The organism is Janthinobacterium sp. J1-1 (assembly GCF_030944405.1).
In the GTDB taxonomy this organism is placed as follows: Bacteria; Pseudomonadota; Gammaproteobacteria; order Burkholderiales; family Burkholderiaceae_D; genus Janthinobacterium.
Genome location: NZ_CP132339.1, coordinates 1,470,305 through 1,494,162 on the forward strand (window position 1 = coordinate 1,470,305; position 23,858 = coordinate 1,494,162).

25 protein-coding genes are annotated in these 23,858 nt (G+C 63.6%); 18 read left to right on the forward strand and 7 right to left on the reverse strand.

The features are described 5' to 3' along the window. The first annotated feature begins 39 nt into the window (after positions 1-39). Genes Q8L25_RS06610 through Q8L25_RS06640 form a run of 7 tightly spaced genes read left to right on the forward strand, consistent with a single transcriptional unit; the run spans position 40 to position 6,983 of the window. A complete protein-coding gene (locus tag Q8L25_RS06610) occupies positions 40-1,155 on the forward strand; it encodes a porin (RefSeq protein ID WP_308924099.1) in 1,116 nt (371 codons plus the stop codon). A 58-nt stretch (positions 1,156-1,213) separates the two neighbouring features. Then, positions 1,214-2,236 carry an ABC transporter substrate-binding protein gene (locus Q8L25_RS06615; RefSeq protein ID WP_308924100.1) on the forward strand — a complete coding sequence of 341 codons (1,023 nt, stop codon included), beginning with the start codon at positions 1,214-1,216 and terminating at the stop codon, positions 2,234-2,236. Between the two features lie 36 nt (positions 2,237-2,272). Beyond that, positions 2,273-3,112, forward strand: coding sequence for an ABC transporter permease (locus Q8L25_RS06620; protein ID WP_308924101.1), 840 nt, complete (start codon positions 2,273-2,275; stop codon positions 3,110-3,112). After that, positions 3,109-3,888: an ABC transporter permease gene (locus Q8L25_RS06625; RefSeq protein ID WP_308924102.1), complete on the forward strand. Its 780-nt coding sequence runs from the start codon at positions 3,109-3,111 to the stop codon at positions 3,886-3,888. The genes Q8L25_RS06620 and Q8L25_RS06625 overlap by 4 nt, the downstream gene beginning before the upstream one ends. Before the next feature lie 11 nt (positions 3,889-3,899). Continuing rightward, positions 3,900-4,931, forward strand: a complete 1,032-nt coding sequence (locus Q8L25_RS06630) for an ABC transporter ATP-binding protein (RefSeq protein ID WP_308924103.1) — start codon at positions 3,900-3,902, stop codon at positions 4,929-4,931. Between the two features lie 11 nt (positions 4,932-4,942). Next, complete coding sequence (locus Q8L25_RS06635) at positions 4,943-5,887, forward strand: nucleoside hydrolase (RefSeq protein ID WP_308924104.1); 945 nt, start codon at positions 4,943-4,945, stop codon at positions 5,885-5,887. A gap of 40 nt (positions 5,888-5,927) precedes the next feature. After that, positions 5,928-6,983, forward strand: coding sequence for an adenosine deaminase (locus tag Q8L25_RS06640; protein ID WP_308924105.1), 1,056 nt, complete (start codon positions 5,928-5,930; stop codon positions 6,981-6,983). Here Q8L25_RS06640 and Q8L25_RS06645 read toward each other — a convergent pair whose 3' ends face one another. Then, positions 6,984-8,375 carry a short-chain fatty acyl-CoA regulator family protein gene (locus Q8L25_RS06645; RefSeq protein WP_308924106.1) on the reverse strand — a complete coding sequence of 464 codons (1,392 nt, stop codon included), beginning with the start codon at positions 8,373-8,375 and terminating at the stop codon, positions 6,984-6,986. Positions 8,376-8,521: 146 nt separating this feature from the next. Between Q8L25_RS06645 and Q8L25_RS06650 the strand changes: the two genes are divergently transcribed. Genes Q8L25_RS06650 through mmsB form a run of 5 tightly spaced genes read left to right on the forward strand, consistent with a single transcriptional unit; the run spans position 8,522 to position 14,016 of the window. Continuing rightward, complete coding sequence (locus Q8L25_RS06650) at positions 8,522-10,030, forward strand: CoA-acylating methylmalonate-semialdehyde dehydrogenase (protein WP_308924107.1); 1,509 nt, start codon at positions 8,522-8,524, stop codon at positions 10,028-10,030. A 9-nt stretch (positions 10,031-10,039) separates the two neighbouring features. Beyond that, positions 10,040-11,200: an acyl-CoA dehydrogenase family protein gene (locus Q8L25_RS06655; RefSeq protein WP_308924108.1), complete on the forward strand. Its 1,161-nt coding sequence runs from the start codon at positions 10,040-10,042 to the stop codon at positions 11,198-11,200. Then, on the forward strand, positions 11,197-11,982 hold the full coding sequence (locus Q8L25_RS06660; RefSeq protein WP_308924109.1) for an enoyl-CoA hydratase: 786 nt from the start codon (positions 11,197-11,199) through the stop codon (positions 11,980-11,982). Before Q8L25_RS06655 ends, Q8L25_RS06660 begins: the two co-directional genes overlap by 4 nt. Then, positions 11,975-13,090: an enoyl-CoA hydratase/isomerase family protein gene (locus Q8L25_RS06665; protein WP_308924110.1), complete on the forward strand. Its 1,116-nt coding sequence runs from the start codon at positions 11,975-11,977 to the stop codon at positions 13,088-13,090. Before Q8L25_RS06660 ends, Q8L25_RS06665 begins: the two co-directional genes overlap by 8 nt. 20 nt (positions 13,091-13,110) lie before the next feature. Further along, positions 13,111-14,016: a 3-hydroxyisobutyrate dehydrogenase gene (gene mmsB / locus Q8L25_RS06670; RefSeq protein WP_308924111.1), complete on the forward strand. Its 906-nt coding sequence runs from the start codon at positions 13,111-13,113 to the stop codon at positions 14,014-14,016. A 162-nt stretch (positions 14,017-14,178) separates the two neighbouring features. Here mmsB and Q8L25_RS06675 read toward each other — a convergent pair whose 3' ends face one another. Together Q8L25_RS06675 and Q8L25_RS06680 are read right to left on the reverse strand one after the other, a co-directional pair. Next, positions 14,179-14,784 (reverse strand): hypothetical protein, encoded by a 606-nt coding sequence (locus Q8L25_RS06675; RefSeq protein WP_308924112.1) that lies wholly within the window; start codon positions 14,782-14,784, stop codon positions 14,179-14,181. Positions 14,785-14,820: 36 nt separating this feature from the next. Next, positions 14,821-15,423 carry a hypothetical protein gene (locus tag Q8L25_RS06680; protein WP_308924113.1) on the reverse strand — a complete coding sequence of 201 codons (603 nt, stop codon included), beginning with the start codon at positions 15,421-15,423 and terminating at the stop codon, positions 14,821-14,823. Between the two features lie 234 nt (positions 15,424-15,657). Between Q8L25_RS06680 and Q8L25_RS06685 the strand changes: the two genes are divergently transcribed. Further along, positions 15,658-16,383 carry an HAD family hydrolase gene (locus Q8L25_RS06685; protein WP_308924114.1) on the forward strand — a complete coding sequence of 242 codons (726 nt, stop codon included), beginning with the start codon at positions 15,658-15,660 and terminating at the stop codon, positions 16,381-16,383. Positions 16,384-16,480: 97 nt separating this feature from the next. Further along, on the forward strand, positions 16,481-17,497 hold the full coding sequence (gene hrcA, locus Q8L25_RS06690; protein ID WP_308924115.1) for a heat-inducible transcriptional repressor HrcA: 1,017 nt from the start codon (positions 16,481-16,483) through the stop codon (positions 17,495-17,497). Between the two features lie 18 nt (positions 17,498-17,515). Here hrcA and fur read toward each other — a convergent pair whose 3' ends face one another. Beyond that, positions 17,516-17,947: a ferric iron uptake transcriptional regulator gene (gene fur, locus Q8L25_RS06695; RefSeq protein ID WP_308924116.1), complete on the reverse strand. Its 432-nt coding sequence runs from the start codon at positions 17,945-17,947 to the stop codon at positions 17,516-17,518. Between the two features lie 123 nt (positions 17,948-18,070). Here fur and bamE point away from each other — a divergent pair, with 123 nt between their 5' ends. Genes bamE through Q8L25_RS06710 form a run of 3 tightly spaced genes read left to right on the forward strand, consistent with a single transcriptional unit; the run spans position 18,071 to position 19,929 of the window. Next, a complete protein-coding gene (bamE, locus tag Q8L25_RS06700) occupies positions 18,071-18,766 on the forward strand; it encodes an outer membrane protein assembly factor BamE (protein ID WP_308924117.1) in 696 nt (231 codons plus the stop codon). An 18-nt stretch (positions 18,767-18,784) separates the two neighbouring features. Beyond that, complete coding sequence (gene dapB / locus Q8L25_RS06705; RefSeq protein ID WP_308924118.1) at positions 18,785-19,594, forward strand: 4-hydroxy-tetrahydrodipicolinate reductase; 810 nt, start codon at positions 18,785-18,787, stop codon at positions 19,592-19,594. 8 nt (positions 19,595-19,602) lie between these two features. Then, positions 19,603-19,929 carry a barstar family protein gene (locus Q8L25_RS06710; RefSeq protein WP_308924119.1) on the forward strand — a complete coding sequence of 109 codons (327 nt, stop codon included), beginning with the start codon at positions 19,603-19,605 and terminating at the stop codon, positions 19,927-19,929. Between the two features lie 37 nt (positions 19,930-19,966). Here the strand turns inward: Q8L25_RS06710 and Q8L25_RS06715 are convergent, their stop codons facing one another. After that, on the reverse strand, positions 19,967-21,214 hold the full coding sequence (locus Q8L25_RS06715) for a CaiB/BaiF CoA-transferase family protein (protein WP_308924120.1): 1,248 nt from the start codon (positions 21,212-21,214) through the stop codon (positions 19,967-19,969). Beyond that, the gene (locus Q8L25_RS06720) at positions 21,214-22,395 is read right to left on the reverse strand and encodes an acyl-CoA dehydrogenase (RefSeq protein WP_308924121.1); all 1,182 of its coding nucleotides are present in this window, start codon (positions 22,393-22,395) and stop codon (positions 21,214-21,216) included. Before Q8L25_RS06720 ends, Q8L25_RS06715 begins: the two co-directional genes overlap by 1 nt. Positions 22,396-22,553: 158 nt before the next feature. Here Q8L25_RS06720 and Q8L25_RS06725 point away from each other — a divergent pair, with 158 nt between their 5' ends. Next, positions 22,554-23,444: a LysR substrate-binding domain-containing protein gene (locus tag Q8L25_RS06725; protein WP_308924122.1), complete on the forward strand. Its 891-nt coding sequence runs from the start codon at positions 22,554-22,556 to the stop codon at positions 23,442-23,444. Here the strand turns inward: Q8L25_RS06725 and Q8L25_RS06730 are convergent. Continuing rightward, entirely contained in the window at positions 23,441-23,806 is a 366-nt protein-coding gene (locus tag Q8L25_RS06730; protein WP_308924123.1) for a VOC family protein, read from the reverse strand. The two genes, Q8L25_RS06725 and Q8L25_RS06730, sit on opposite strands and share 4 nt — an antisense overlap. Between the last annotated feature and the right edge of the window lie 52 nt (positions 23,807-23,858).

The following is a 23,858-nucleotide window of genomic DNA, read 5'->3' on the forward strand; positions in this document are numbered from 1 at the left end:
AAGAAATATTCAGCGGATAACTTCAAGAGGGCGGCGGCAATGAAAAAATGGATGACGGGAACGATGGTGGTGGGTGGCTTGCTGGCGGCGCAGGGCGCGGCGCAAGCGCAAAGCAGCGTGCAGGTGTATGGCCTGATTTCGGCCGGCATCGGCTACACCTCGGATGAAAATGGCCGCAACCTGACACATGCCCTGAGCGGCACCAACCAGAATCCGCGCATCGGCTTTCGCGGCCAGGAAGACCTGGGCAATGGCAACAAGGCGCTGTTCGTGCTGGAAAACGGTTTCAATGTGATGACCGGCACGGCCGCGCAAAGCGGCCGCCTGTTCGGCCGCCAGTCCTTCGTCGGCTTGTCCAGCAACGACAAGGGCACCTTGACCCTGGGCCGCCAGTACGAGGCCGTCAAGGACCTGCTGGGCCCGGTGGTGATCGCCAGTAACGGCGTGCATATCGGCGACAACGACAATGGCTACAACAACCTGCGCGTACAGAATGCCATCAAGTATGTCAGCCCGACCATCAGCAACTTTGCCTTCACCGGCCTGTACGGCTTCAGCGAAAACCCGGAAAGCTCCAGCCGCAACCGCGTCTACAGCGCCGGTGCGCAGTACAAGGCCGACGCGTTCAGCTGGGCGCTGGCGTATTCCAAGCTCGACCATCCGAACGCGGCCGAATCGCCGAACGGCGCCATCGGCAACGACTATGGCAGCTCCTTGCTGATCTTTAACAAGAGCGCGGTCAAAGGCGTGGGCGTGGACAGCCAGGCCATCGTCGGCACGGGCGGCTTCTATAATGTGGGCAAGACCAAGTTCGGCGCGCTGTACACCAATGTGCGCTACCACTATATGGACCAGAGCAATCTGACCCTGCAGAACGTGGACGTGAACCTGAACCACAAGCTGACGGAAGCGTTGAACCTGGGCGCCTCGTATTTCTATACCACCGGCAAATACGACGTGATCAACAAGACGCCGAAATGGCATCAGGTCAACTTCCAGGCCGATTACTTCCTGTCCAAGCGCACCGACGTGGCCATCACCTGGAGCTACCAGAAGGCGGCCGGCGACGCGACGTTTGCGCGCGTGTTCGGCTTTGGCGCCTCGTCCGGCAAGACGCAAAGCGTGCTGATCCTTGGTATGCGCCATTATTTCTGACATCTGTCCCATCTTTACCGGCGCTGCCCGCCAGCGCCGTTCCCTGAAAGGAAGCATCTTGAAAACATCCCTCCTGCTGGCCCTGAGCCTCGGCCTTGCCGCGAACGCCGCCCACGCGGAAAAACGCGAGCTGGTCATTTCGGCTTATCCGATAGCCCAGCCCTTGTTCATGAAGTATGTGTACGAGCCGTTCAAGGCCAAATGCGGTTGCGACATCAAGGTGGAAACGGGGAACAATGCCGACCGCATCGCCAAGCTGGTGGTTCACCGCAACAACCCGGTGATCGACCTGGTGCTGTTGTCGGACTCCGGCATGCTGGAAGCGGCGCAGAAGGGGGTGATCCAGAAAATGGATTATGCGAAGCTGACGAACTACAGCCAGCTGTACGACGCGGCGAAAGACCCGATCGGCGGCAATTTCGCCGTCGGCTACACGCTGTACTCGGTGGGCCTGGTGTACCGCACCGACAAGATCGCCCCGCTGACGTCCTGGAAGGACCTGTGGCGCCCCGAACTGAAGGGCCGTGTGGCCCTGCCCGACGTCAGCACCACGCAAGGCCCGCTGATGCTGCGCATGGCCGATGCGGCCTGGGGCGGCAAGACCGACGACTACGCGACCGGCTTTGCGAAAATCGTCGGCCTGAAGGGCAATGTGGTGACGTTCTCGAAAAACAGCGCGCAGCTGGCCGCGCTGTTCGCCCAGGATGAAATCTGGGCCGCCCCGGTGGCGCGCTTTACCTGGTCGCAAATGCTCAAGACGGGCCTGCCGCTGAAATGGAGCATCCCGGCTGAAGGCCAGGCGGCCGGCATGAACGTGATGGGCATCGTCGCCGGCTCGAAGAACGCGGACCTGGCTTACCAGCTGATGGACTTCTGGCTGTCCAAGGAAGTGCAGACCCAGCTGGCCACCAACCTGGTCGATTCCCCGGTGAACAAGGACGTGCGCCTGTCGGTGGCGGCCGCGCAATTCAATACCTACGGCCAGGACCAGATCAATTCGCTCAAATTCGTCAAGCCGTCGGTCATCCTCAAGCAGCGTTCCGGGTGGATGGAGCAGTGGAACAAGGCCATGAGCAAATGATGTTGATTTTCCTGGCAACGCTGACAAAAGGTTCTCATGTTTGCTGATCCGAAAAAACGCACCGGCTTGCTGCTGGTGCTGCCGGCGCTGATCTTCATCGTCGTCTGCTTCCTGCTGCCGGTGCTGGCGCTGCTGGTCGACGCCTTCCGCGTCGGCGACGGCATGCAATGGGGCGTGGACCGCTTCGTCGAGTTCTTCTCGCAGGAATTCAACCGCACCATCTTCTGGCGCACGCTGCGCATCGCCGCCATGGTGACGCTGGCCTCCATCATCCTCGGCTACCCGGCCGCCCAGGCCGTGGCGCGCGTGTCGCCGAAGTGGCGCGGGCTGGTGGTCGGCATGATGATTTTGCCGCTGATGGTCTCGCCGATCGCCCGCACCTACGCCTGGATCGTGCTGCTGGGCCGCAATGGCGCCGTCAACGCGGCGCTGGTCAACATGGGTTTTACGGACGAGCCGCTGCGCTTGCTGTTCAGCGAATTTGCCGTCTTCGTCGGCCTGCTGCAGCTGCTGCTGCCCTTGATGCTGATGTCGCTGGCCGGCGCGCTGGAAAACCTGCCGCGCGACGTGGAACCGGCCGCGGCGACCCTGGGCGCCAACCCCTGGCAGGTGTTCTGCAAGGTCACCCTGCCGCTGACGCAGGAAGGCCTGGTGGTCGGCGGCACCCTGGTATTTACGGGCTGCGTGACGGCCTATGTGACGCCGGCCCTGCTGGGCGGCACCAAGGTCTTGATGCTGGAAACCCTGCTGTATCAGAAGGTCAGCGTGGAGAGCGATTTCGGCGCGGCCAATGTGATCGCCGTGATCCTGGTCGCCATGACCCTGGTTGTCAACGCCGGCCTTAAACGTATTTCCTCGAGTCGGAGTTCGGTATGAAAGAAAGCTATTTTTCCCGCGTGGTGCTGTGGCTGGTGTTCCTGTTTTTGCTGGGACCGTTCGCCATCGTGCTGCTGGCGGGCTTCTCCGGCGGCGAAACGCTGGCCTTCCCGCCCGAGTCCTACTCGCTGCGCTGGATCCTGGAAGTGTGGGCCGCGCCAGAATTTCGCCGCGCCTTCCAGACCAGCCTGGAGATCGGCCTGATCGCCACCGTGATCGCGCTGGCCCTGGGCATTCCGGTCGCGTATGCGTTTTCGCGCATGCCGCCGCCCGGCATCGGCGCGATCCGCCAGGTGCTGACGTCCCCCTTGATCATTCCGGCCATCCTGGTCGGCCTGGGCCTGCTGCACCACCTGGTATTGACGATCAATGCGCCGGTCTATGCGGGCCTCTTGATCGGCCATATCGCGCTGCTGATCCCGTATTCGGTGCGGGTGGTGTACGCCAGCCTGGTCAACCTGCGGGTCGATATCGAGGACGCCGCCATCACCCTGGGCGCGTCGCGTTTGCGCGCGTTTTTCATGATCGTGCTGCCGAATTTCCGCAACGCCGTGATCGCCGCCTTCTTCCTCGCCTTTGTCACCTCGTTCAACCAGGTGCCCGTGTCGCTGTTCCTCACGGGACCTGGCATCAGCACCTTGCCGATCGAGATGCTGGGCCATATGGAAAACAGTTTCGATCCCTCGATCGCCGCCCTGTCGACCCTGCTGGTCCTGTTCACCATGGCCTTCGTGATGGTGACCGAGAAGGTCCTGGGCATTTCAAAATACATGTAAGGCACACCACCATGAGTTATCTGGAACTGCACAAGCTGAACCTCGGCTACGCGAAGAACACGACGTCCGTGAAGGACCTGGACCTGCAGGTGGAGCAGGGCGAACTGATTTCCCTGCTGGGCCCCAGCGGTTGCGGCAAGACCACCACCATGCGCGCGATCGCCGGCCTGATGCCGCTGCAGTCGGGCCGCATCGTGCTGGATGGCCGCGAGATCGGCAAGCTGGCGCCCAACAAACGCAATATCGGCATGGTGTTCCAGTCGTATGCGCTGTTCCCGCACCTGAACGTGTACGACAATATCGCCTTCGGCCTGCGCCTGCGCAAGGTGGCACCGGCGCAGCTGAAAACGAAAGTCGAGGCGGTGATCGCCGCCGTCGGGCTGACCGGTTTTGAAGCCCGTTTGCCGGCGCAGATGTCGGGCGGCCAGCAGCAGCGCGTGGCGCTGGCGCGCGCCATCGTGGTCGAGCCGGCCCTGCTGCTGCTCGACGAACCGCTGTCGAACCTGGACGCCAAGCTGCGCGTGCAGATGCGCGCCGAGCTGCGCCGCATCCAGCGCGAACTGGGCATCACGATGCTGTACGTCACCCACGACCAGGAGGAAGCGCTTGCCCTGTCCGACCGCATCGTCGTCATGAACGGCGGGCGCATCGAGCAGATGGCCGCACCGGAAGCCGTGTTCAACACGCCGTCGACGCGCTTTGTGGCCAACTTCATGGGCTTTGAAAACCTGTTCGACTACCGCGACGGCGCGCTGCACCACGCCGGCGCCAGCCTGCCGTACCCGGCGCCCGTCAACGCCGGCACCAGCGTGCTGGGCTGGCGCCCGGACCGGGTGCGCGTCTGCGCAGCCGACGACGCATCAGGTCAATACCCCGGCACCGTGCTGGCGCGGGGCTTTTTGGGCGACACCGTCGAATACCTGCTGCAAACCCCGCTGGGGCCCGTCAAGGGCATCTGCGCGGCCAACGGCGCGGCCTGGCGCGAAGGCACGGCCGTCTCGTTCGTGCTGCCGCCCGACAGCGCGCTGTGCCTGGCCGAGTGAGGAAGACCGTCATGGACAAACCCCTGAAAAAAATCTGGCTCGACACCGACCCCGGCTTCGACGACTGGCTGACCATGCTGCTGCTGGGCAGCAACCCGCAGATCGACTGGCTGGGCGTGAGCATCGTCACCGGCAATGCGCCGGTCGATATCACTTACGACAACGCCTTGCGCATCAAGGCGCATGACGGTTTGAGCGTGCCGATCTACCGCGGCTGCGAACAGCCGCTGGCCGGCGCCATCGAAACGGCGCAGCGCATCCTCGGCGACAGCGGCATGCCGACCACCGGAGCCATCCTGCCGCCGGGCGCCGCCGTGGACGCGCCCGGCCATGCGGTCGACGCCCTGATCGCCGCCGTGCGCGCCCACCCGGGCGAGATCACCGTGATCGCCATCGCACCGATGACCAATATCGCCACCGCGCTCGCAAAAGCGCCCGATATCGCCGGCAAGATCGCCGAGATCATCCTGATGGGCGGCTCGACCGACCAGGGCAACCATACGGCGGCGGCCGAATTCAATATCTATGCCGATCCGGAAGCGGCCGATGTGGTGTTCAGGGCCGGCATCCCGCTGCGCATGTTCGGCCTCAATCTGTGCCGCCAGCTGCTGGTCACCAACGTGGAAGTCGAACGCCTGCGGGCGCTGGGCACCGCGCGCGCCACCATGCTGGCCGGCTATCTGGAAGCGTATGTGCGCATCCGCAGCAGCGACGGTTCCGTGCCGATGCCGATGTACGACCCGGTGGTGGCCCTGTACCTGGAAGCGCCAGAACTGTTCCAGTTCCTGCCGGCCCATGTGGCGATCGAACTGAAAGGGGAACTCACGCGCGGCATGACGGTGTGCGAGTTCCGCGTGCCGCGCCGCGCCCCGATCACCACCCAGGTGGCGCACCTGGCCGACGGCCCGGCCGCGATTGAACTCCTGATGCAACGGCTGTCGGCCATCCTCGCCTGACGCCGTTACGCCTACCCTTAGCCTTTACACGAAACGACTCATGTCCCATTCCGCTTTGAGCATCGAACAGTTTATCCGCGCCATCCCGAAGGTGGAGCTGCATTGCCATTTGTTCGGCACGGTGCGCCAGGCCACTTTCCGCAACCTGGCCGCCAAGACGAACAACGTCGTCACGCCTGAAGAGATCGACGCGTTCTATACGCGTGGCGAGAAACCGGTGGGCGTGCTGCGCGTGCTGCGCGCGCTCGATGCGCACCTGATCGTGGCGCCGGCTGACCTGTATTGTTTGACGTATGAATACCTGGAAGACGCGCACGGCCACGGCGTGGTGTATGCCGAGTTTTTCTGGAACCCGACCGGCACCGTGCGCGTGTCGGGCATCCGCTACGAGGCGGCGCAGGACGCCATCGTGGCGGCGATCCGCGACGCCGAGCGCGATTTTGGCGTGATCGGCCGCCTGATCCCCAGCATCGACCGCGAAGCATCGCCAGAGGAAGCCGTGCAGATGGTGGAATGGATGAAGGCGCACCGCGCGCCGGAGGTGATCGGCATCGGCATCGACTACCGCGAAAACGATAGACCGCCCGAACTGTTTTTGCAAGCCTACCGCGCCGCGCGCGAGGCCGGCTTCAAGTGCACCGCGCACGCGGGCGAATTCGGCATGCCGTGGATGAACGTGGCCACCGCCGTCGACGAACTGCACGTCGATCGCATCGACCATGGCTACACCATCGTCGACAATCCCGAACTGGCGCGCCGCTACGCCGAGCGGGGCCTGGTATTTACCGTGGTGCCGACCAATTCCTACTACCTGCGCACTCTGGGCCGGGAGCGCTGGGCGTTTGACCATCCGATCCGCGCGATGGCGCAACTGGGCTTGAGACTGCATCCGAATACGGACGACCCGACCCTGCACCATGTGACGCCGACCGGCGCCTGGCTGATGATGCGCGAGTTCGGCTTCGGCATCGACGACATGCGCGGTTTCATGTTGAATGGCCTGGACGCGGCATGGATAGACGACAGCACCCGCGAGGCCTGGCGCAGCGATTTCTGCGCGCAGTTCGACGCGCTGCGCGCGCGCGTCGTGGAATAATCAGGCCGACGGCGCCGGCCTGGGCGCCAGCAGCGACGGAAACGCCCGCTGCGGGCAGGCCTGGCGTTCGCACACCTTGCAGCCGGTGCCGATCGGCGTGGCGCCCAGCGGGTCGTGCAGGTCGAGTCCCTTGGAATAGATCAGCCGGTGCGCCTGCGAGATATCGCAGCCCAGCGCCACCGCGAAGGTCTTGCCGGGGGCGCGAAAGCCCGGCGCGCCGGTGCTGACCTGGCGCGCGATCCATAAATAGGTACAGCCATCGGGCATGCTGGCCACCTGCGTCAGCACCTGGCCCGGATGGCTGAAGGCGTCGTAGACGATCCACAGCGGGCAGGTGCCGCCGACCCTTGAAAAATGAAAATCGGTGGCCGACTGGCGCTTCGAGACATTGCCGGCGCGGTCGACGCGCACAAAGAAAAACGGCAGGCCGGCCGCCTCCGGGCGCTGCAGGGTGCTGAGGCGATGGCAGACGGCTTCGAAGCCCACGCCGAACTGCTGCGCCAGGCGTTCGATATCGTAGGCGCGGCTTTCGGCCGCCTGCAAAAAACGCTGGTACGGCATCAAGAGGGCGCCGGCAAAATAATTCGACAACGCCAGCCGTGCGCTGCTCTGCGCGCCGGCGCCGGAAAACTGCGCGGCCAGCACCAGCGCATCGATCAGCGCGCTGTGTTCGAGCAGGCTGATTTGCGCCGCCATCTGGAACGCGCGCTGGCCGCCCGTCAGCGTGTCGGGCAGCCACAGGATTTTCTGCTGCGCGTCGTAGCGGTGCTTGCGCACCATGCCGGCGTCGCCGTCGGACAGTTCAACACGGATGCCATGCCGCTCCCATAACCTCGCCTGCAGCGCGTCGCGCGTGCGCAGTTGCACGTCGAGTTCACCGGCGACCAGCTCGGCGGCCCGGTCCAGCTCGTCGATATAGTTCTGGCGCCGGTTCAGGTATTCGCGCACTTCTTCATCGGTCGATGGCGCCAGGGCAAGGGAGCTGTCACCGCGGCTGCCGTCATCCAGGCGCGCGGCCAGCGTATCGGCCCGTTCCGCCATCACGCGGTAGCGCCGCTGCAGCAGCAGGATCGAGCGCGCCAGGTCGGGCATGTTCTCCACCAGCATTTTCAATTCCGCCATCGAGGTCGGCGGCGCGTCCGGCAATTCGCCGAACACATCGCGCACGTCGGCCACCAGGCTGGCGCTGTCGTGTTCGGAAAAGATCTGCGGATCGACTCCCAGCACGGTGCCGATGCGCAGCAAAATCGGCACCGTCAGCGGGCGCTGGTTGCGTTCCATCTGGTTCAGATAGCTGGGCGAGATGCCCAGCGACTTGGCCAGCGCCGCCTGCGTCATGCGCCGCTCCTCGCGCAGGCGCTGCAGGCGCACGCCCATGAATACCTTGGCCATTGTGGTCTCCTGTGGAGTCTGCAAATTTGCAATCTTCGCAGATTAACAGAACTGGCTTGGCAGATGCTCGCATTTTCACGCCTTGTACGGCGCCGCCATTGTGCGAATAATGCAAACACCCTATTCCATAAAACCCAGGAGACCGCGTGACCCATCAAGCTGCCATTCCAACCGTCCCCCTGCTGATCAACGGCGAGTGGGTCGAATCGACCACCACCGTCTGGCGCGATGTCGTCAACCCGGCCACCCAGGAAGTGCTGGCCCGCGTGCCGTTTGCCACGCCGGACGAAGTCAACGCGGCCATCGCCTCGGCCCAGCGCGCCTTTAAAACCTGGCGCAAGACGCCGATCGGCGCGCGCGCCCGCATCTTTCTTAAACTGCAGCAGCTGATCCGCGAGAACATGGCCGACCTGGCCGCCACCCTCACCATGGAACAGGGCAAGACCCTGCTCGACGCGGAAGGCGATGTGTTCCGCGGCCTGGAAGTGGTGGAACACGCGGCCAATATCGGCACCCTGCAGATGGGCGAGTATGCGCAGAATGTGGCTGGCGGCGTCGATACCTATAGCGTGCTGCAGCCGCTGGGCGTGTGCGCCGGCATCACGCCGTTCAACTTCCCCGCCATGATCCCGCTGTGGATGTTCCCGATGGCGATCGCCTGCGGCAATACGTTTGTCTTGAAGCCGTCCGAGCAGGACCCGCTGGTGACGGAAAAACTGGTGCGCCTGGCCTTGCAGGCCGGCATTCCGGCGGGCGTCTTGAACGTGATCCATGGCGGCGAGGACGTGGTCAACGCCCTGTGCGACCATCCGCATATCAAGGCGATCTCGTTTGTCGGTTCGAGCAAGGTCGGCACCCATGTGTATCAGCGCGCCAGCCTGAATGGAAAACGCGCGCAGTGCATGATGGGCGCCAAGAACCACGCCGTGGTGCTGCCGGACGCCAACAAGGAGCAGACCCTGAACCAGCTGCTGGGCGCCGGCTTTGGCGCGGCCGGCCAGCGTTGCATGGCGGCCTCCGTCGCCGTGCTGGTGGGCGAAGCGCGCGACTGGCTGCCGGAGTTGTCCGCCAAGGCGCAGACCCTGACGGTGGGCGCCGGCAAGGATAACCCGGACCTCGGTCCCGTGATCTCGTGCGCGGCAAAAGAACGCGTATTCGGCCTGATCGCCAAAGGCGTGGAAGAGGGCGCCACCCTGACCCTGGATGGCCGCGAAGTAAAAGTCGATGGTTATCCGAACGGTAATTTTGTCGGCCCGACGATACTCTCTGGCGCGAAGCCCGGCATGATCGTGTACGACCAGGAAATCTTTGGCCCGGTGCTGATCGTGGTCGAAGTCGATACGCTCGATGAAGCGATCGCGCTGGTGAACGCGAATCCGAACGGCAACGGCACGGCGCTGTTCACCCAGAGCGGCGCGGCCGCGCGCTACTTCCAGGAAGAAATCGATGTGGGCCAGGTCGGCATCAATGTGCCGATTCCCGTACCCGTCCCCCTGTTCAGCTTTACCGGTTCGCGCGGCTCCAAGCTGGGCGACCTGGGTCCGTTCGGCAAGCAGGTGGTGCTGTTCTACACGCAGACGCAGACGATTACCCAGCGCTGGTTCACGGACTCGGCCTCGGTGGGCAAGGTCAATACCACCATCAGCCTCAAGTAAGGAGCGGCCATGGACTTTGAACTGAGCGACGAGCAGCGCGAGTTCCAGGACGCCGCGCGCGCGTTTGCCGCCGGCGAACTGGCGCCGCATGCGGCGCACTGGGACGCGGAGTCGATCTTTCCCGTCGAGACGATTGCGAAAGCGGGCGAGATGGGCTTTTGCGGCCTGTACACGCCGCAGCGCTGGGGTGGCCTGGGCCTCTCGCGCCAGGATGCGGCCATCGTCTTCGAGGAGCTGGCCGGCGGCTGCACCTCGACCACGGCCTACATCACCATCCACAATATGGCCACCTGGATGCTGTCGCGCTGGGGGCAGGAAGCCTTGTGCGATGCGTGGGTGCCCGAGTTGGCCGCCGGCCGGAAACTGGCCAGCTATTGCCTGACGGAACCGCAGTCGGGGTCCGATGCGGCGTCCCTGCGCACCAAAGCCGTCAAGGATGGCGACCATTATGTGCTCGACGGCACGAAAGCGTTTATTTCCGGCGCCGGCCAGACGCACATGCTGATCGTCATGGCGAGAACAGGCGGCGACGGTGCGGGCGGCATCTCCGCGTTTGCCGTGCCGGCCGACCTGCCTGGCATCGTGTATGGCAAGAAGGAAGAAAAAATGGGCTGGAACAGCCAGCCCACGCGCATTATCAGTTTTGACCAGGTGCGCGTGCCGGCAGCCAACCTGCTCGGTGTGGAAGGCGAAGGGTTCAGCATTGCCATGAAGGGCATCGACGGCGGGCGCATCAATATCGCCGTGTGCTCGGTGGGCACGGCGCAGGCCGCTTTGACGCGCGCCCAGGGTTATATGCAGGAGCGCAAGCAATTCGGCCGCGAGCTGGCCCAGTTCCAGGCCCTGCAATTCAAGCTGGCCGACATGCTGACCGAACTGGTGGCGGCGCGCCAGATGGTGCGCCTGGCCGCCTGGAAACTCGATCAGCAAAGTCCGGACGCGTCCGCCTATTGCGCCATGGCCAAGCGCTTCGCCACCGATATCGGCTTCAATGTCTGCAACGAAGCGCTGCAGCTGCATGGCGGCTATGGTTATATACGCGAGTATCCGCTTGAGCGCCATGTGCGCGACACGCGGGTACATCAGATCCTGGAAGGGACCAATGAAATCATGCGCCTGATTATCGCGCGAGCGATCCTCAAGGATGGCGCCACGGAGACTTTACGATGACCAAGATTTATAGCAATTTAGTAGTGGAACGCCACGACCATGTGGTGCAGATCACCCTGGACAATCCACCGGCCCATACCTGGACCCTGGCCAGCCTGGGCGCGCTCAGGGAACTGGTGGCCGACCTGAACGCCGACGATGAGGTCTATGCGCTGGTGATCACGGGCGGCGGCGCCAAGTTCTTCTCGGCCGGCGCCGATCTGAAACTGTTTGCCGACGGCGACAAGGACATGGCCTTCAATATGGCGGCCGCGTTTGGCGAGGCGTTCGAGGCGCTGTCGGCGTTTCGCGGCGTCAGCATCGCCGCCATCAATGGCTACGCCATGGGCGGCGGACTCGAATGCGCGCTGGCCTGCGATATCCGCATCGCCGAAGAGCATGCGCAGATGGCCTTGCCGGAAGCGTCGGTGGGCCTGCTGCCCTGCGCGGGCGGCACGCAGATACTGCCGTGGCTGGTTGGCGAAGGCTGGGCCAAGCGCATGATTTTATGTGGCGAGCGGGTTGACGCGGCGAAAGCCTTGTCGATTGGCCTGGTCGAGGAAGTCGTGCCGACCGGCAAAGCGCTGTCCACCGCGCTGGCGCTGGCGGCCAAGGTGGCGCGCCAGAGTCCGGGCAGCGTGGCGGCGTCAAAGAGCTTGATCCAGGGCGCGCGCAGCAAACCGTTGGCGCAGTCGCTGCCGGACGAACGCACCCTGTTCCTGGGCCTGTTCGAAACGCAGGACCAGAAGGAGGGCGTGCAGGCCTTTTTGGAAAAACGCACGGCGGAGTGGAAGAATGGTTGAGACTGTAAACATTGAAGAGCGCGCCTGCCCCGGCGGCATGAAGCTGGGCGTCATCACGCTCGACGCACCGAAGTCCCTGCATGCCCTGACCCTGGAGATGATACGCGCCATCGACGGCGCGCTGCTGCGCTGGGCGGATGACGCGCAGATTGCTTGCGTGGTGCTGCAGTCGTCGACCGACAAGGCCTTTTGTGCCGGCGGCGACGTGCGCAGCCTGCGCACGGCCGTGGCGGAGCAGCCGGGCGTGGTGCCGAATCCGCAGGCACTGGCCTTCTTTGCCGAAGAGTACCGGCTCGACCACCGCATCCATACTTATGCGAAACCGCTGCTGGTATGGGGTGGCGGCATCGTCATGGGTGGCGGCCTGGGCCTGATGGCGGGCGCCAGCCACCGGGTGGTAACGGAAAGCACGCGCATCGCCATGCCGGAAATCACCATCGGCCTGTTCCCCGACGTGGGCGGCAGCTGGTTCCTGGGACGCATGCCGGGGCGCAGCGGCCTGTTCCTGGGGTTGACGGGCGCGCCGATGAATGCGGCCGATGCGCTGTTCGTCGGCCTGGGCGATTATTTCCTGCAGCAGGAGGCGCGCGCCCTGGTGCTCGATGCGCTGGCGCTGGCGCAATGGCAGCCTGAAGCGCAAGCGAATCACCAGCAGCTGGACCGCTTGCTGCGCGCCCTAGCGGCGCCCGCTTCGCTGCTGCCCGAGTCGCCGGTGCGCGCCAATTTCGATGCCATCGCCGCGCTGACGCAAGCACCGACCTTGCAAGAGGTGGTGGCGGCGATTGCCGCCTACGAGGGCGAGTCCGCCTGGCTGCAAAAGGCGGCCCACTCGCTGGCCAGGGGCGCGCCGAGTTCGGCCGCCCTGGTGTGGACCATGCGCGAGCGCACTCTTCACCTGAGCCTGGCGCAAGTATTTCAACTGGAACTGATCGTGGCGGTGCAGTGCTGCGCCCATCCCGACTTTGCCGAAGGCGTGCGCGCCTTGCTGATCGACAAGGACGGTGCGCCGCAATGGCAGCCGGCCAGCCTGGAGCAGCTCGGCGAAGCTTACCTGAATGAATATTTCCAGGCGCCGTGGACAGCGCATCCGCTGGCCGACCTGGCATAAGACAAACAAGAGGAGACACCATGCAACATATCGCCTTTATCGGCCTGGGCAACATGGGGGCGCCGATGGCGCGCAACCTGGTCGCGGCCGGCTTTCATGTATCGGTATTCGACCTGGCGCCGGAGGCCGTGGCCTCGCTGGTCGACGCCGGCGCCACGGCGGCAGTGTCCGCCAGCGCGGCGGTACAGGCGGCCGACGCCGTCATTACCATGCTGCCGGCTAACAAACACGTGCAGGAGCTGTACCTTCTTGATGGTGGCGTGCTCGACTCGGCCAAGCCGGGCGCCCTGCTGATCGACTGCAGCACGATTGCCGCCGAGGTGGCGCGCCAGGTGGCGCAGGCGGCCAGCGCGCGCGGCTTTGCCATGCTGGACGCCCCCGTGTCCGGCGGCACGGCGGGGGCGCAAGCGGGCACCTTGACCTTTATCGTCGGCGGCGAAGCGGACGCCTTGCTGCGCGCCCGTCCGCTGCTGGAAAAGATGGGCAAGAATATTTTTCATGCGGGCGAGGCGGGCGCCGGCCAGGTGGCGAAGATTTGCAACAACATGCTGCTGGGAATCTTGATGGCGGGCACGGCCGAAGCCCTGAACCTGGGCGTGGCGCACGGACTCGATCCGTCCGTGCTGTCCGACATCATGGCCAAGAGTTCGGGCCGCAACTGGACCCTGGAAGTCTACAACCCGTGGCCGGGCGTGATGGAGACGGCGCCCGCGTCACGCAACTACAGCGGCGGCTTCGGCACGGCCCTGATGCTGAAAGACCTGGGCCTTGCCCAGCAAGCTAGCCTGTCTGCCGGTGCCGCCACGCCCCTGGGTGGCCTGGTGCGCCAGTTGTACCAGCTGCATGCGCAGGCCGGCCATGGCGCCCAGGATTTTTCCAGCATCGTGCAGCTGTTCCAGCCAGAGACGGGCAAAAACGCCGCCTGAATTTTGGACAAAAAAAAGCCCGCTGGTAAAAGCGGGCTAAATCCAATTCTTGGAAGAGTTGGAGGAGACAGATGCAGTATGCTGCATCGCCACATATAACTCCAATTTATCTTTCAAATACCGAGTATACGAATTGGTGATATCTGATTGCGGGCCGGCCGATCAGGGCGTGGTGCAGACGATACGGACGCTCTCGACTTTTGCCTCGCCCATGATGCCGACACCGGTCGACAGGCCGGTGGTGGGATTGGTCGCCACCGTGCAAGTCTGTCCGACCGGGTTGGTGATGACGCTGATGCCGTAGGAATTGCCATCGGCTACCGAATCGGGCATGACAAAGGTTGCCGTTGCCTTGGCCACCGTCAACTGGGTCGCGGTGCTGCCATTGCCCAGTACCAGGCCGTCCACCGTCTGGCCGGTGATGGTGCCGCCGACCGTATAGGCGTTTTGCTGGCAGCTGACAAAGGCTTCAATGCTGACATACAGGCCTGCCGAGCCGGTGCCGCCCGATACGCTGCAATTCATGTGCGCCGGCGGCGTTTTGACCGTAATGGTGTAGTTGGTGCCGTAGTCGATGCGCTTCGGGAACGTAAACGTGGTGGCGCCGACGGCCGGCGAAACGGTATCGCTGCCGTTGGCCAGCACCAGGCCGGCATTGCTCAGGCCCGAAATGGTGCCCGATACATCGTACGAGGCCTTGCCGCCGCAGGCCGCCAGGCCGACGGTCAGCAACAGCGCGGCGAGAGGGCGCAGGCAGGATGACTTCATGTATTTCTCCAAAAGGGTATTCACGGATCGCACGGCTTACTTCGGTGCGCAGTTGAGTGCCAACGAGCTGACGGGGCCGGAGCCCATGACGCCGACGATATCGTGGCCGTCGGGGCTGGTCGAGCCCTGGAATTTGCAGGTCAGGCCGGCCGGCTGGCTGGAAATGGACAGGTTATAGGTGGAACCGTCGGCGACCGCCGGGAAGGTAAAGCTCGTCGCTTCTTGCAGCGGGCTGATGCTGCCGCTGATGCCATTGACCAGGGTCAGGCCGCTGGCGCTCAGGCCGGTGATCGAACCGCTCAGGGCATATGTGTCGGTAATGCAGGAGACATAGGCGGTCGAGACGGAATAACTGTTCGCCTTGCCGCTGCCATTGGTCATCGTGCAAGTCGCGCCCTTCGGTTGCTGCTTGATCTTGATATCGTAGCGGTCCTCGGACTTGATCAGGTTGACGAACACAAAGCTGGAGGAACCGGCGGTGACGGGCAGTTCTTCGCCGCCATTTTGCAGTATCAGGCCGGTCTTGGCCAGGCCGATCACCGAACCGCTCAAATACATATTGCCGCCGCTGCCGCCGCAGGCTGCCAGAGTGGCAGCGCAAGCCGCCGCCAGCATCGAGCGCAGGTATACATTTTTCATACATTCTCCAAAACGAATTAGGTAGGGTAGCGCAACACGGACGCTGGCGCCGCATTGGAATGGCGCCTATTTTAGTCTATCTGGCAAGGCGATTGATCTTGCCTTGTATCACCCTGTAACAATTTTTCCCGCGCCAGCCCTGATTCGTCCGCATATGCGGGGCCGGCCGGCATGCCGCGCCCTGCGATCGGTGCGACAATAGGGCTTGCCTGTGCCCTGATAATGATTGCCGCCATGACCACTACCGCTGTCCACACCGTTGTTCCGCCGAAGGCCATCCTGTTCGATCTGGACGATACCTTGTGGCCGATCGCGCCCGTGATCGCCGCCGCCGAAACCCTGCTGCACGATTGGCTGGCCAGCCACGCGCCCCGGGTGGCGCAGCAGTTTTCCATCGAGGCGCTGCGCCGGCACCGGCTCGACCTGCTCAATGCACAGCCGCACTATCATGGCAACCTGATCGAACTGCGCCGCGCCGGCCTGCTGACGGCCTTCGATGCGGCCGGCGAAGACCCGGCCCTGGTCGATCAGGCCGTCGCGCAGTTCCTGGCCGCCCGCCATCGCGTCACGCTGTATGACGATGTCCTGCCCGGCCTGGCCTGGATGCAACAGCGGCTGCTGGTCGGTTCGATCTCGAATGGCAATGCCGACCTTGAAATTATCGGCCTGGCACAGCACTTTACAGTATCGATCGCCGCCAGCGAGTTTGGCGTGGCCAAGCCCGACGCCTCGATTTTCCTGGCCGGCTGCGAAGCGCTGGGTGTGGCGCCGCACGAGGCCGTGTATGTGGGCGACGATCTGTATTTCGATGTGACGGGGGCGCAGGATGCGGGCATGCGGGCCGTCTGGATGAACCGGCGCGGCAGCGACGCCCACCTGGCGGCCGGCGTGCGGCCCGACGCCATCTGCGCCAACTTTGATGAATTGCTGCTCTGGCTGCAGGCGCAACTGGAAGATTGATCGCCGTTGCGCGGGCGAACGTGCATAATGGCTGCTGTTGCTGCAGCGCCGGCGTTCGCCTGTTGCATGCCAGCCTACTTGTATAACTGAAAACACCATGCAACTCGAACTTCGTGCCCAAACCCTGCTGAAAGCCCTGGTCGAGCGCTATATCGCCGACGGCCTGCCGGTCGGTTCGCGCGCCTTGTCGAAGATTTCCGGCCTCGACCTGTCGCCGGCCACCATCCGCAACATCATGGCCGACCTGGAAGAGCAGGGTTATGTGTCCAGCCCGCACACCTCGGCCGGCCGCATTCCCACGCCGCGCGGCTACCGCATCTTTGTCGACACCCTGCTGACGGTCCGGCATCTGGACGAGCACATGGTCGATTCGCGCCTGCGCCTGCAGACCCAGCAGCCGCAAAAGACCATCGCCAACGCGGCGCAGATGTTGTCCTCGCTGTCGCAGTTCGCCGGCGTGGTCCTGAGTCCGCGCCGCGAATCGGTGTTCCAGCAGATCGAATTTTTGCGCCTGTCCGAAAAACGCATCCTGCTGGTGATCGTAGGGCCCGGCGGCGACGTGCAGAACCGGCTGCTGCTGACGGAAGCGGACTATACGCCGTCGCAGCTGATCCAGTCGGCCAACTATATCAACCAGAATTATGGCGGCCTGTCGTTCGACGCCGTGCGCGTGCGCCTGCAGGGCGAGCTGCGCCAGTTGCGCGACGATATGGGCAGCCTGATGCAGGTGGCGGTCGAGGCGGGCAGCGAAGTGATGGCCGACCATAGCGACGACATGGTGATTTCGGGCGAGCGCAACCTGCTCAGCGTGAGCGATCTGTCATCGAACATGAGTTCGCTGCGCCAGCTCTTCGACATGTTCGAGCAGAAGACGGGCCTGATGCAATTGCTCGATGTGTCGAGCAAGGCCACCGGCGTGCAGATTTTTATCGGTGGCGAATCGAACCTGGTGCCGATGGATGAAATGAGCGTGGTGACGGCGCCGTATGAAGTCAACGGCAAGATCGTGGGCACGTTGGGAGTCATCGGACCGACCCGTATGGCCTACGAGCGGGTCATTCCGATTGTCGATATTACGGCCAAATTGCTCTCAAATGCATTGAGCCATCACTAAGGCCGTAGCAGTGCTGCGTCAGGCTGGCCGGTGCGGGCAGGCTGGCTTGATGCAGTTGCCGTAGATGGCCAGCGCGTGTTCGGCGATCTTGAAGCCGCGCTCTTCAGCCACTTTCTGCTGGCGTATTTCGATCGACTCGTCGAAGAATTCTTCGACCCTGCCGCAATCGAGGCACACCAGGTGATCGTGGTGGGAGCCTTCATTGAGCTCGAAAATGGCCTTGCCCGTTTCAAAATGGTTGCGGTTAAGCAATCCAGCTTGTTCGAACTGGGTCAGGACACGGTAGACAGTTGCCAGGCCAACGTCCATATTGTCGGCCAGAAGAATTTTATAGACGTCTTCCGCCGTCAGGTGGCGTACCGGGCTACTCTGGAAGATATCGAGTATCTTCAGCCGTGGCAGGGTGGCTTTCAGGCCGCTTGCCTTGAGATCACTAGGATTGTTACTCATGTTTGTTGCTCGTATGTGGGTCAGGTGCTTTATCATATAGCGTTTTGTCGGCGAGTGCCAAAATAAGCATTTTTGGGTGGACCAGTCACTCCTGGCGTTTTGTTCATCAAATTGAGGTCATTTATGCGCGTCACACCGGCTGTATTGCCATCCTTGCGTCACCGTATTTCATTCCGAGCACCGGTCGTTGCAGGCCTGGTTTGCGTTGCGCTGATGGCGACCGGCTGTGCCAGCCGTGGCATCCTTGGTGAAAAACCGGCGATCACCCAGAAAGAAGGCAAGGAAGTCGTGCCCGACCAGGGCGCCCAGACCACGACAGTTACACCGCTGCAGAAATTCATGTGGTTTTTCTCGCCGTACCGCCCGGACATTCAGCAAGGCAACTTTGTCTCCGAAGAGATGCTGGCCCAGCTGAAAGAAGGCATGACGCGCGACCAAGTCCGTTTTATCCTCGGCACGCCCTTGCTGGCCGACCTGTTCCACGCCGACCGCTGGGATTACCCGTTCCGCCTGGCCCGCGGTAGTGGCGAAACCACCAGCAGCCGCGTGGTCGTCCACTTTGACAAGGAAGGCAAGGTCGCGCGCTTCGAAGGCGGCAACCTGCCGACCGAAAAAGAATATATCGACCGCATCGCCGGCCCGTCGCCATTCGCCAAGCTGGCCAAGGCCGGTGCGCCGGCCGCCGTGGTGCCGTCGCCGGTAGCGCCGTCCGCCGTGCCGGCTAACCCGGACAATACGCCGGCGATGATTCCGGTGACCAAACCCGTCGTGACGCCAGCCTCCACGCCGGCCGAGCCTGCACCTGCCCCCACCAAATAAGTTGCTGTAAACATTAAAATGACTGAACTGAAAATTGCAATCGCCGGCGCCAGTGGCCGCATGGGCCATATCCTGATCGAAGCCGTCGGCAACGCGCCCGACGCCGTGCTGGCTGGCGCGCTCGACCGTGCCGGTGCGCCATCGATCGGCCAGGATGCCGCCGCTTTCCTCGGCAAGCCGGCCGGCGTGGCGATCGAGTCCGAGCTGGCCAAAGGCCTGGCCCATGCCGACTACCTGATCGACTTCACCCGTCCCGAAGGCACCTTGCAGCACCTGGCGTACTGCGCCGAGCACGGCATCAAGATGATCATCGGCACCACCGGTTTCGACGAGGCCGGCAAGGCGGCGATTGCCGCCGCCGCCGAAAAGACCGCCATCATGTTCGCGCCGAACATGAGCGTGGGCGTGAACGTCACCATGAAGCTGCTGGAACTGGCCGCGAAAAGCTTGTCCGAAGGCTACGATATCGAAATCATCGAAGCCCATCACCGCCACAAGGTCGACGCGCCGTCGGGCACCGCCCTGCAAATGGGCGAAGTGGTGGCGGGGGCTTTGGGCCGCGACCTGAAGGAATGCGCCGTGTACGGCCGCGAAGGCGTGACGGGCGAACGCGACCCGTCGACCATCGGCTTTGCCACCATCCGCGGCGGCGATATCGTGGGCGACCATACGGTGCTGTTTGCCGGCATCGGCGAGCGCATCGAGATCAGCCACAAGTCCAGCAGCCGCGTCACCTACGCCCATGGCGCCCTGCGCGCCGCGCGTTTCCTGGCCCACAAGCCAACCGGCCTGTACGACATGCAGGACGTGCTGTCGCTGAAGAACTGAGGACCGACATGGCCACTGCGATACTGAACGGCAAAGAGATCACCGACGAAGCGAGCTTTCACGCGCAATGCGTGCAAGCTTTCGGTTTCCCTGAATTTTACGGCAACAGCATGGACGCCTGGGTCGATTGCCTCAGCTATCTGCGCGACGAAGACGGCATGAGCAAATTCCGCCTGAAGCCGAACGAAGTGCTGGAGATCGTGCTGCAGGATGCCGACGCGCTCAAGGCGCAGGCGCCGGATCTGCTGGAAGAAGTGACGTTCTGTATCGCCGGCATCAACGAACGCTATGAGGATTATGGCGAGAAGCCGGCGTTGAAGCTGACGTTGAAATAAACAACGCCGGATCGTGTACACGATCCGGCGTTTTGTTTTACACGATCTTGCGCTCGCGCAGCCCGTCAATTTCCGCTGTGCCCAACCCCAGCCACTGCCCCAGCACCTCGTCCGTATGCTGCCCCAGCAACGGCGGCGGCAAGCGGTACTGCACCGGCGAGCCTGATAATCGCACCGGGTTGGCCACCAGCGCCACCGTGCCTGCCGTCGGGTGCGCCATCTCCACTTTCAGGCCACGCGCCACCACTTGCGGGTCGGCAAATACCTGGTCGATGCGGTTGACGGGGCCGCACGGCACGGCCGCCAGCTCGAACGCCGTGATCCATTCGTCGGTGGTGCGCATCACCGTCGCCTGGCGCAACAGCGGGATCAATATCGCCCGGTGCGCCACGCGCTGCGGATTGGTGGCGAAACGTTCGTCCTGCGCCCATTCCGGGTGGCCGGCGATGGCGCAAAAGCGCGCGAACTGGCCGTCGTTGCCGATCGCCAGGATCATGTCGCCATCGGCGGTCGGGAAATCCTGGTAGGGCACGATATTCGGATGCGCATTGCCCATGCGCTGCGGCACTTTTCCTCCGCACAGATAGTTGGCCGCCTGGTTGCCCAGCGCCGCCACCTGCACGTCGAGCAGGGCCAGGTCGATATGCTGGCCCAGCCCCGAGCGAGTCCGTTCGGCCAGCGCCGCCTGCACCGCAATGGTGGCGTACAGCCCCGTCATGATATCGGTCTGCGCCACGCCCACTTTTTGCGGCCCGCCGCCCGGCTCGCCATCGGGCACGCCGGTAATGCTCATCAGCCCGCCCATGCCCTGGATCAAAAAGTCATAGCCGGCGCGCGCCGCGTATGGCCCGTCCTGGCCAAAGCCCGTAATCGAGCAGTACACCAGGCGCGGATTGAGCGCCAGCAGGCTGGCCGCATCGAGCCCGTACTGCTTCAGGCCGCCCAGCTTGAAGTTTTCCAGCAGCACATCGGCTTCTTGTGCCAGCCGGCGCACCAGTGCCTGGCCTTCGGGCGCGGCCAGGTCGATGCACAGCGAACGCTTGTTGCGGTTGGCGCACTGGAAGTAGGCGGCTTCCGCAGTGTCGCGCCCGTCTTCGTCCTTCAGATAGGGCGGACCCCAGGAACGGGTGTCGTCGCCACGGCCCGGCTGCTCGACTTTCACCACGTCGGCGCCCAGGTCGGCCAGCAATTGCCCGGCCCACGGGCCGGCCAGCACGCGCGACAGGTCCAGCACGCGCAAGCCCGTCAACGGCGCCGGGCGCAGGGTTGAAGCGAGGGCGTCCATCAGTTGCTGAAGGCGGCGATGCCGGTGATGGCGCGGCCGATGATCAGCGCGTGCACATCGTGCGTGCCTTCATAGGTGTTGACCACTTCCAGGTTGACCAGGTGGCGGATCACGCCGAACTCGTCGGAAATACCGTTGCCGCCCATCATGTCGCGCGCCATGCGGGCGATGTCCAGCGCCTTGCCGCAGCTGTTGCGTTTCATGATCGAGGTGATTTCCACCGCGGCCGAGCCTTCGTCCTTCATGCGGCCCAGGCGCAAGCAGCCTTGCAGGCCCATGGTGATTTCGGTCAGCATGTCGGCCAGTTTCTTTTGCACCAGCTGGTTGGCGGCCAATGGGCGGCCGAATTGCTGGCGGTCCATGGTGTACTGGCGCGCTTTCAGGTAGCAGTCTTCTGCCGCGCCCAGCGCGCCCCAGGCGATGCCGTAGCGGGCGCTGTTCAGGCAGGTAAACGGACCTTTCAGGCCGCGCACGTCGGGGAAGGCGTTTTCTTCGGGGCAGAACACCTCGTCCATGACGATTTCGCCGGTGATGCTGGTGCGCAAGCCCACCTTGCCGTGGATCTCGGGCGCCGACAGGCCTTTCCAGCCTTTTTCCAGCACGAAGCCGCGGATCGCGCCTTCGTCGTCCTTGGCCCACACCACGAACACATCGGCGATCGGGCTGTTGGTGATCCACATCTTGGCGCCCGACAGGCTGTAGCCGCCCGGCACTTTACGGGCGCGTGTGACCATGCTGCCCGGGTCGGAGCCGTGATTCGGCTCGGTCAGGCCGAAGCAGCCGATGAATTCGCCGGTGGCCAGCTTGGGCAGGTATTTCTGTTTCGTTTCTTCATTGCCGAAAGCGTTGATCGGCACCATCACCAGGGACGATTGCACGCTCATCATCGAACGGTAGCCCGAATCGATGCGCTCGACTTCGCGCGCGGCCAGGCCATAGCACACGTAGTTCAGGCCGGCGCCGCCGTATTCTTCCGGAATGGTCGAGCCCAGCAGGCCCAGTTCGCCCATTTCGCGGAAGATGGCGGCGTCGGTGCGGCCATGGCGGAACGATTCGAGCACGCGCGGCGCCAGGCTGCCCTCGCAATAGTCGCGCGCCGCGTCCAGCACGGCGCGTTCGTCGCTTGTCAGCTGTTCATCCAGCAGCAGGGGGGAATTCCAGTTGAATACGGTTTTGCTCATCACGGGCCTCGCAAGGTGAGCGCCAGTGACGGCGCAAGATTGAATGGGACTCATGGTAGGGTGTGGGCCTGCCTTGCGCAAACGATTTTTATGCACCCAGATATGCGCCATAAGCATATCTTGCGGCATACTGTGGCTTTTAACGTCCAGGCAGCTCCATGTCCCGCAAGATCCCCATGCTGCAGGCGCTCAATTGTTTTGAAGCGGCCGCGCGCCACCAAAGCTATACCCATGCGTCGCGCGAACTGTCGCTGACGCAAAGCGCCGTGTCGCGCCAGATTGCGTCCCTTGAAAGTTTTCTCGGCGTGCAACTGTTTCAGCGCACCCGCCATGGCGTGGTGCTCACAAGCGCCGGCGCCTCGTATGCGCGCCAGATCGCCGCCCGCCTCGATGGGCTGGAGCGCGATACCCTGGACGCCATGGCGCGCCAGGGTGGCGGCGCCTTGCAGCTGGCGTCCGTGCCCACCTTTGCCACGCGCTGGCTGATGCCGCGCCTGGCCGGTCTGGCCGCGCGGCAGCCCGAGATCGTGGTGCATATCGATGCGTATACAAAACCGTTCATGTTTGCCGATACGGAATACGATGGCGCCCTGTATGCGGGCACGCCCGAGCAGCTGGGGCGCTGGCCCGGCACGCGCGCCACCTTGCTGATGCACGAAGAGATCGTGCCCGTCGCCAGTGGACGCCTGTTGCAAGCGCGTGACAACTGGCAGCCGCAGGATCTGCTGGAACTGACCCTGTTACAACCAAGCACGCGCCCGGGCGCCTGGCGCCAGTGGTTTGACGCCATGCAGGTAGAGGGCGAAGCAAAGTATGGCGCGCGCTATGAACTGTTTTCCATGCTGGCCATGGCGGCCGTGCAGGGCCAGGGCGTGGCGCTGCTGCCACGCATGCTGGTCGAGGCCGAGCTGGCGCGCGGCGAATTGCAGATCGTGTGCGAGCGCCCACTACGCGGCCAGCGTGCGTATTATCTGATCACGCCCGAAGCGGCGCATGAAAAGCCGGCGCTGCAGCAGTTTCGCGCCTGGCTGCAGGCCGAAGCGGCTTAAACGACCTTGGCGGTGTCGAAATGCGGGTTGTCGATCAGCCCGATCTGGTTGCCGAACGGGTCGAGCAGCTCCACCGTGCGGATGCCCTCGCCCACATCCGTCAGGGGGTGGTGCAGGGTGGCGCCCAGCGCAATAAACCGTTCGATTTCCTGGGCTATGCCGTCCACGCCCCAGTAGGTGACGCTGCCCTGGGTACCGGGCTGGCCGTCCGGCAGCAGGCCCAGCTCAAAACCGCCGATATTGAAACCCACATAAAACGGCTGGTCGAAATAGGGCTGGGTGTCGAACGCCTGGCTGTACCAGGCCTTGCCTTTTTCCAGGTCGGGAACGGGATAGGTGACGGTGCGCAAACCCTTGATCATGTTTTTTCTCCTGTTTGGTCAATGTATGGTGCCAGCATGCCATGTCTCACGA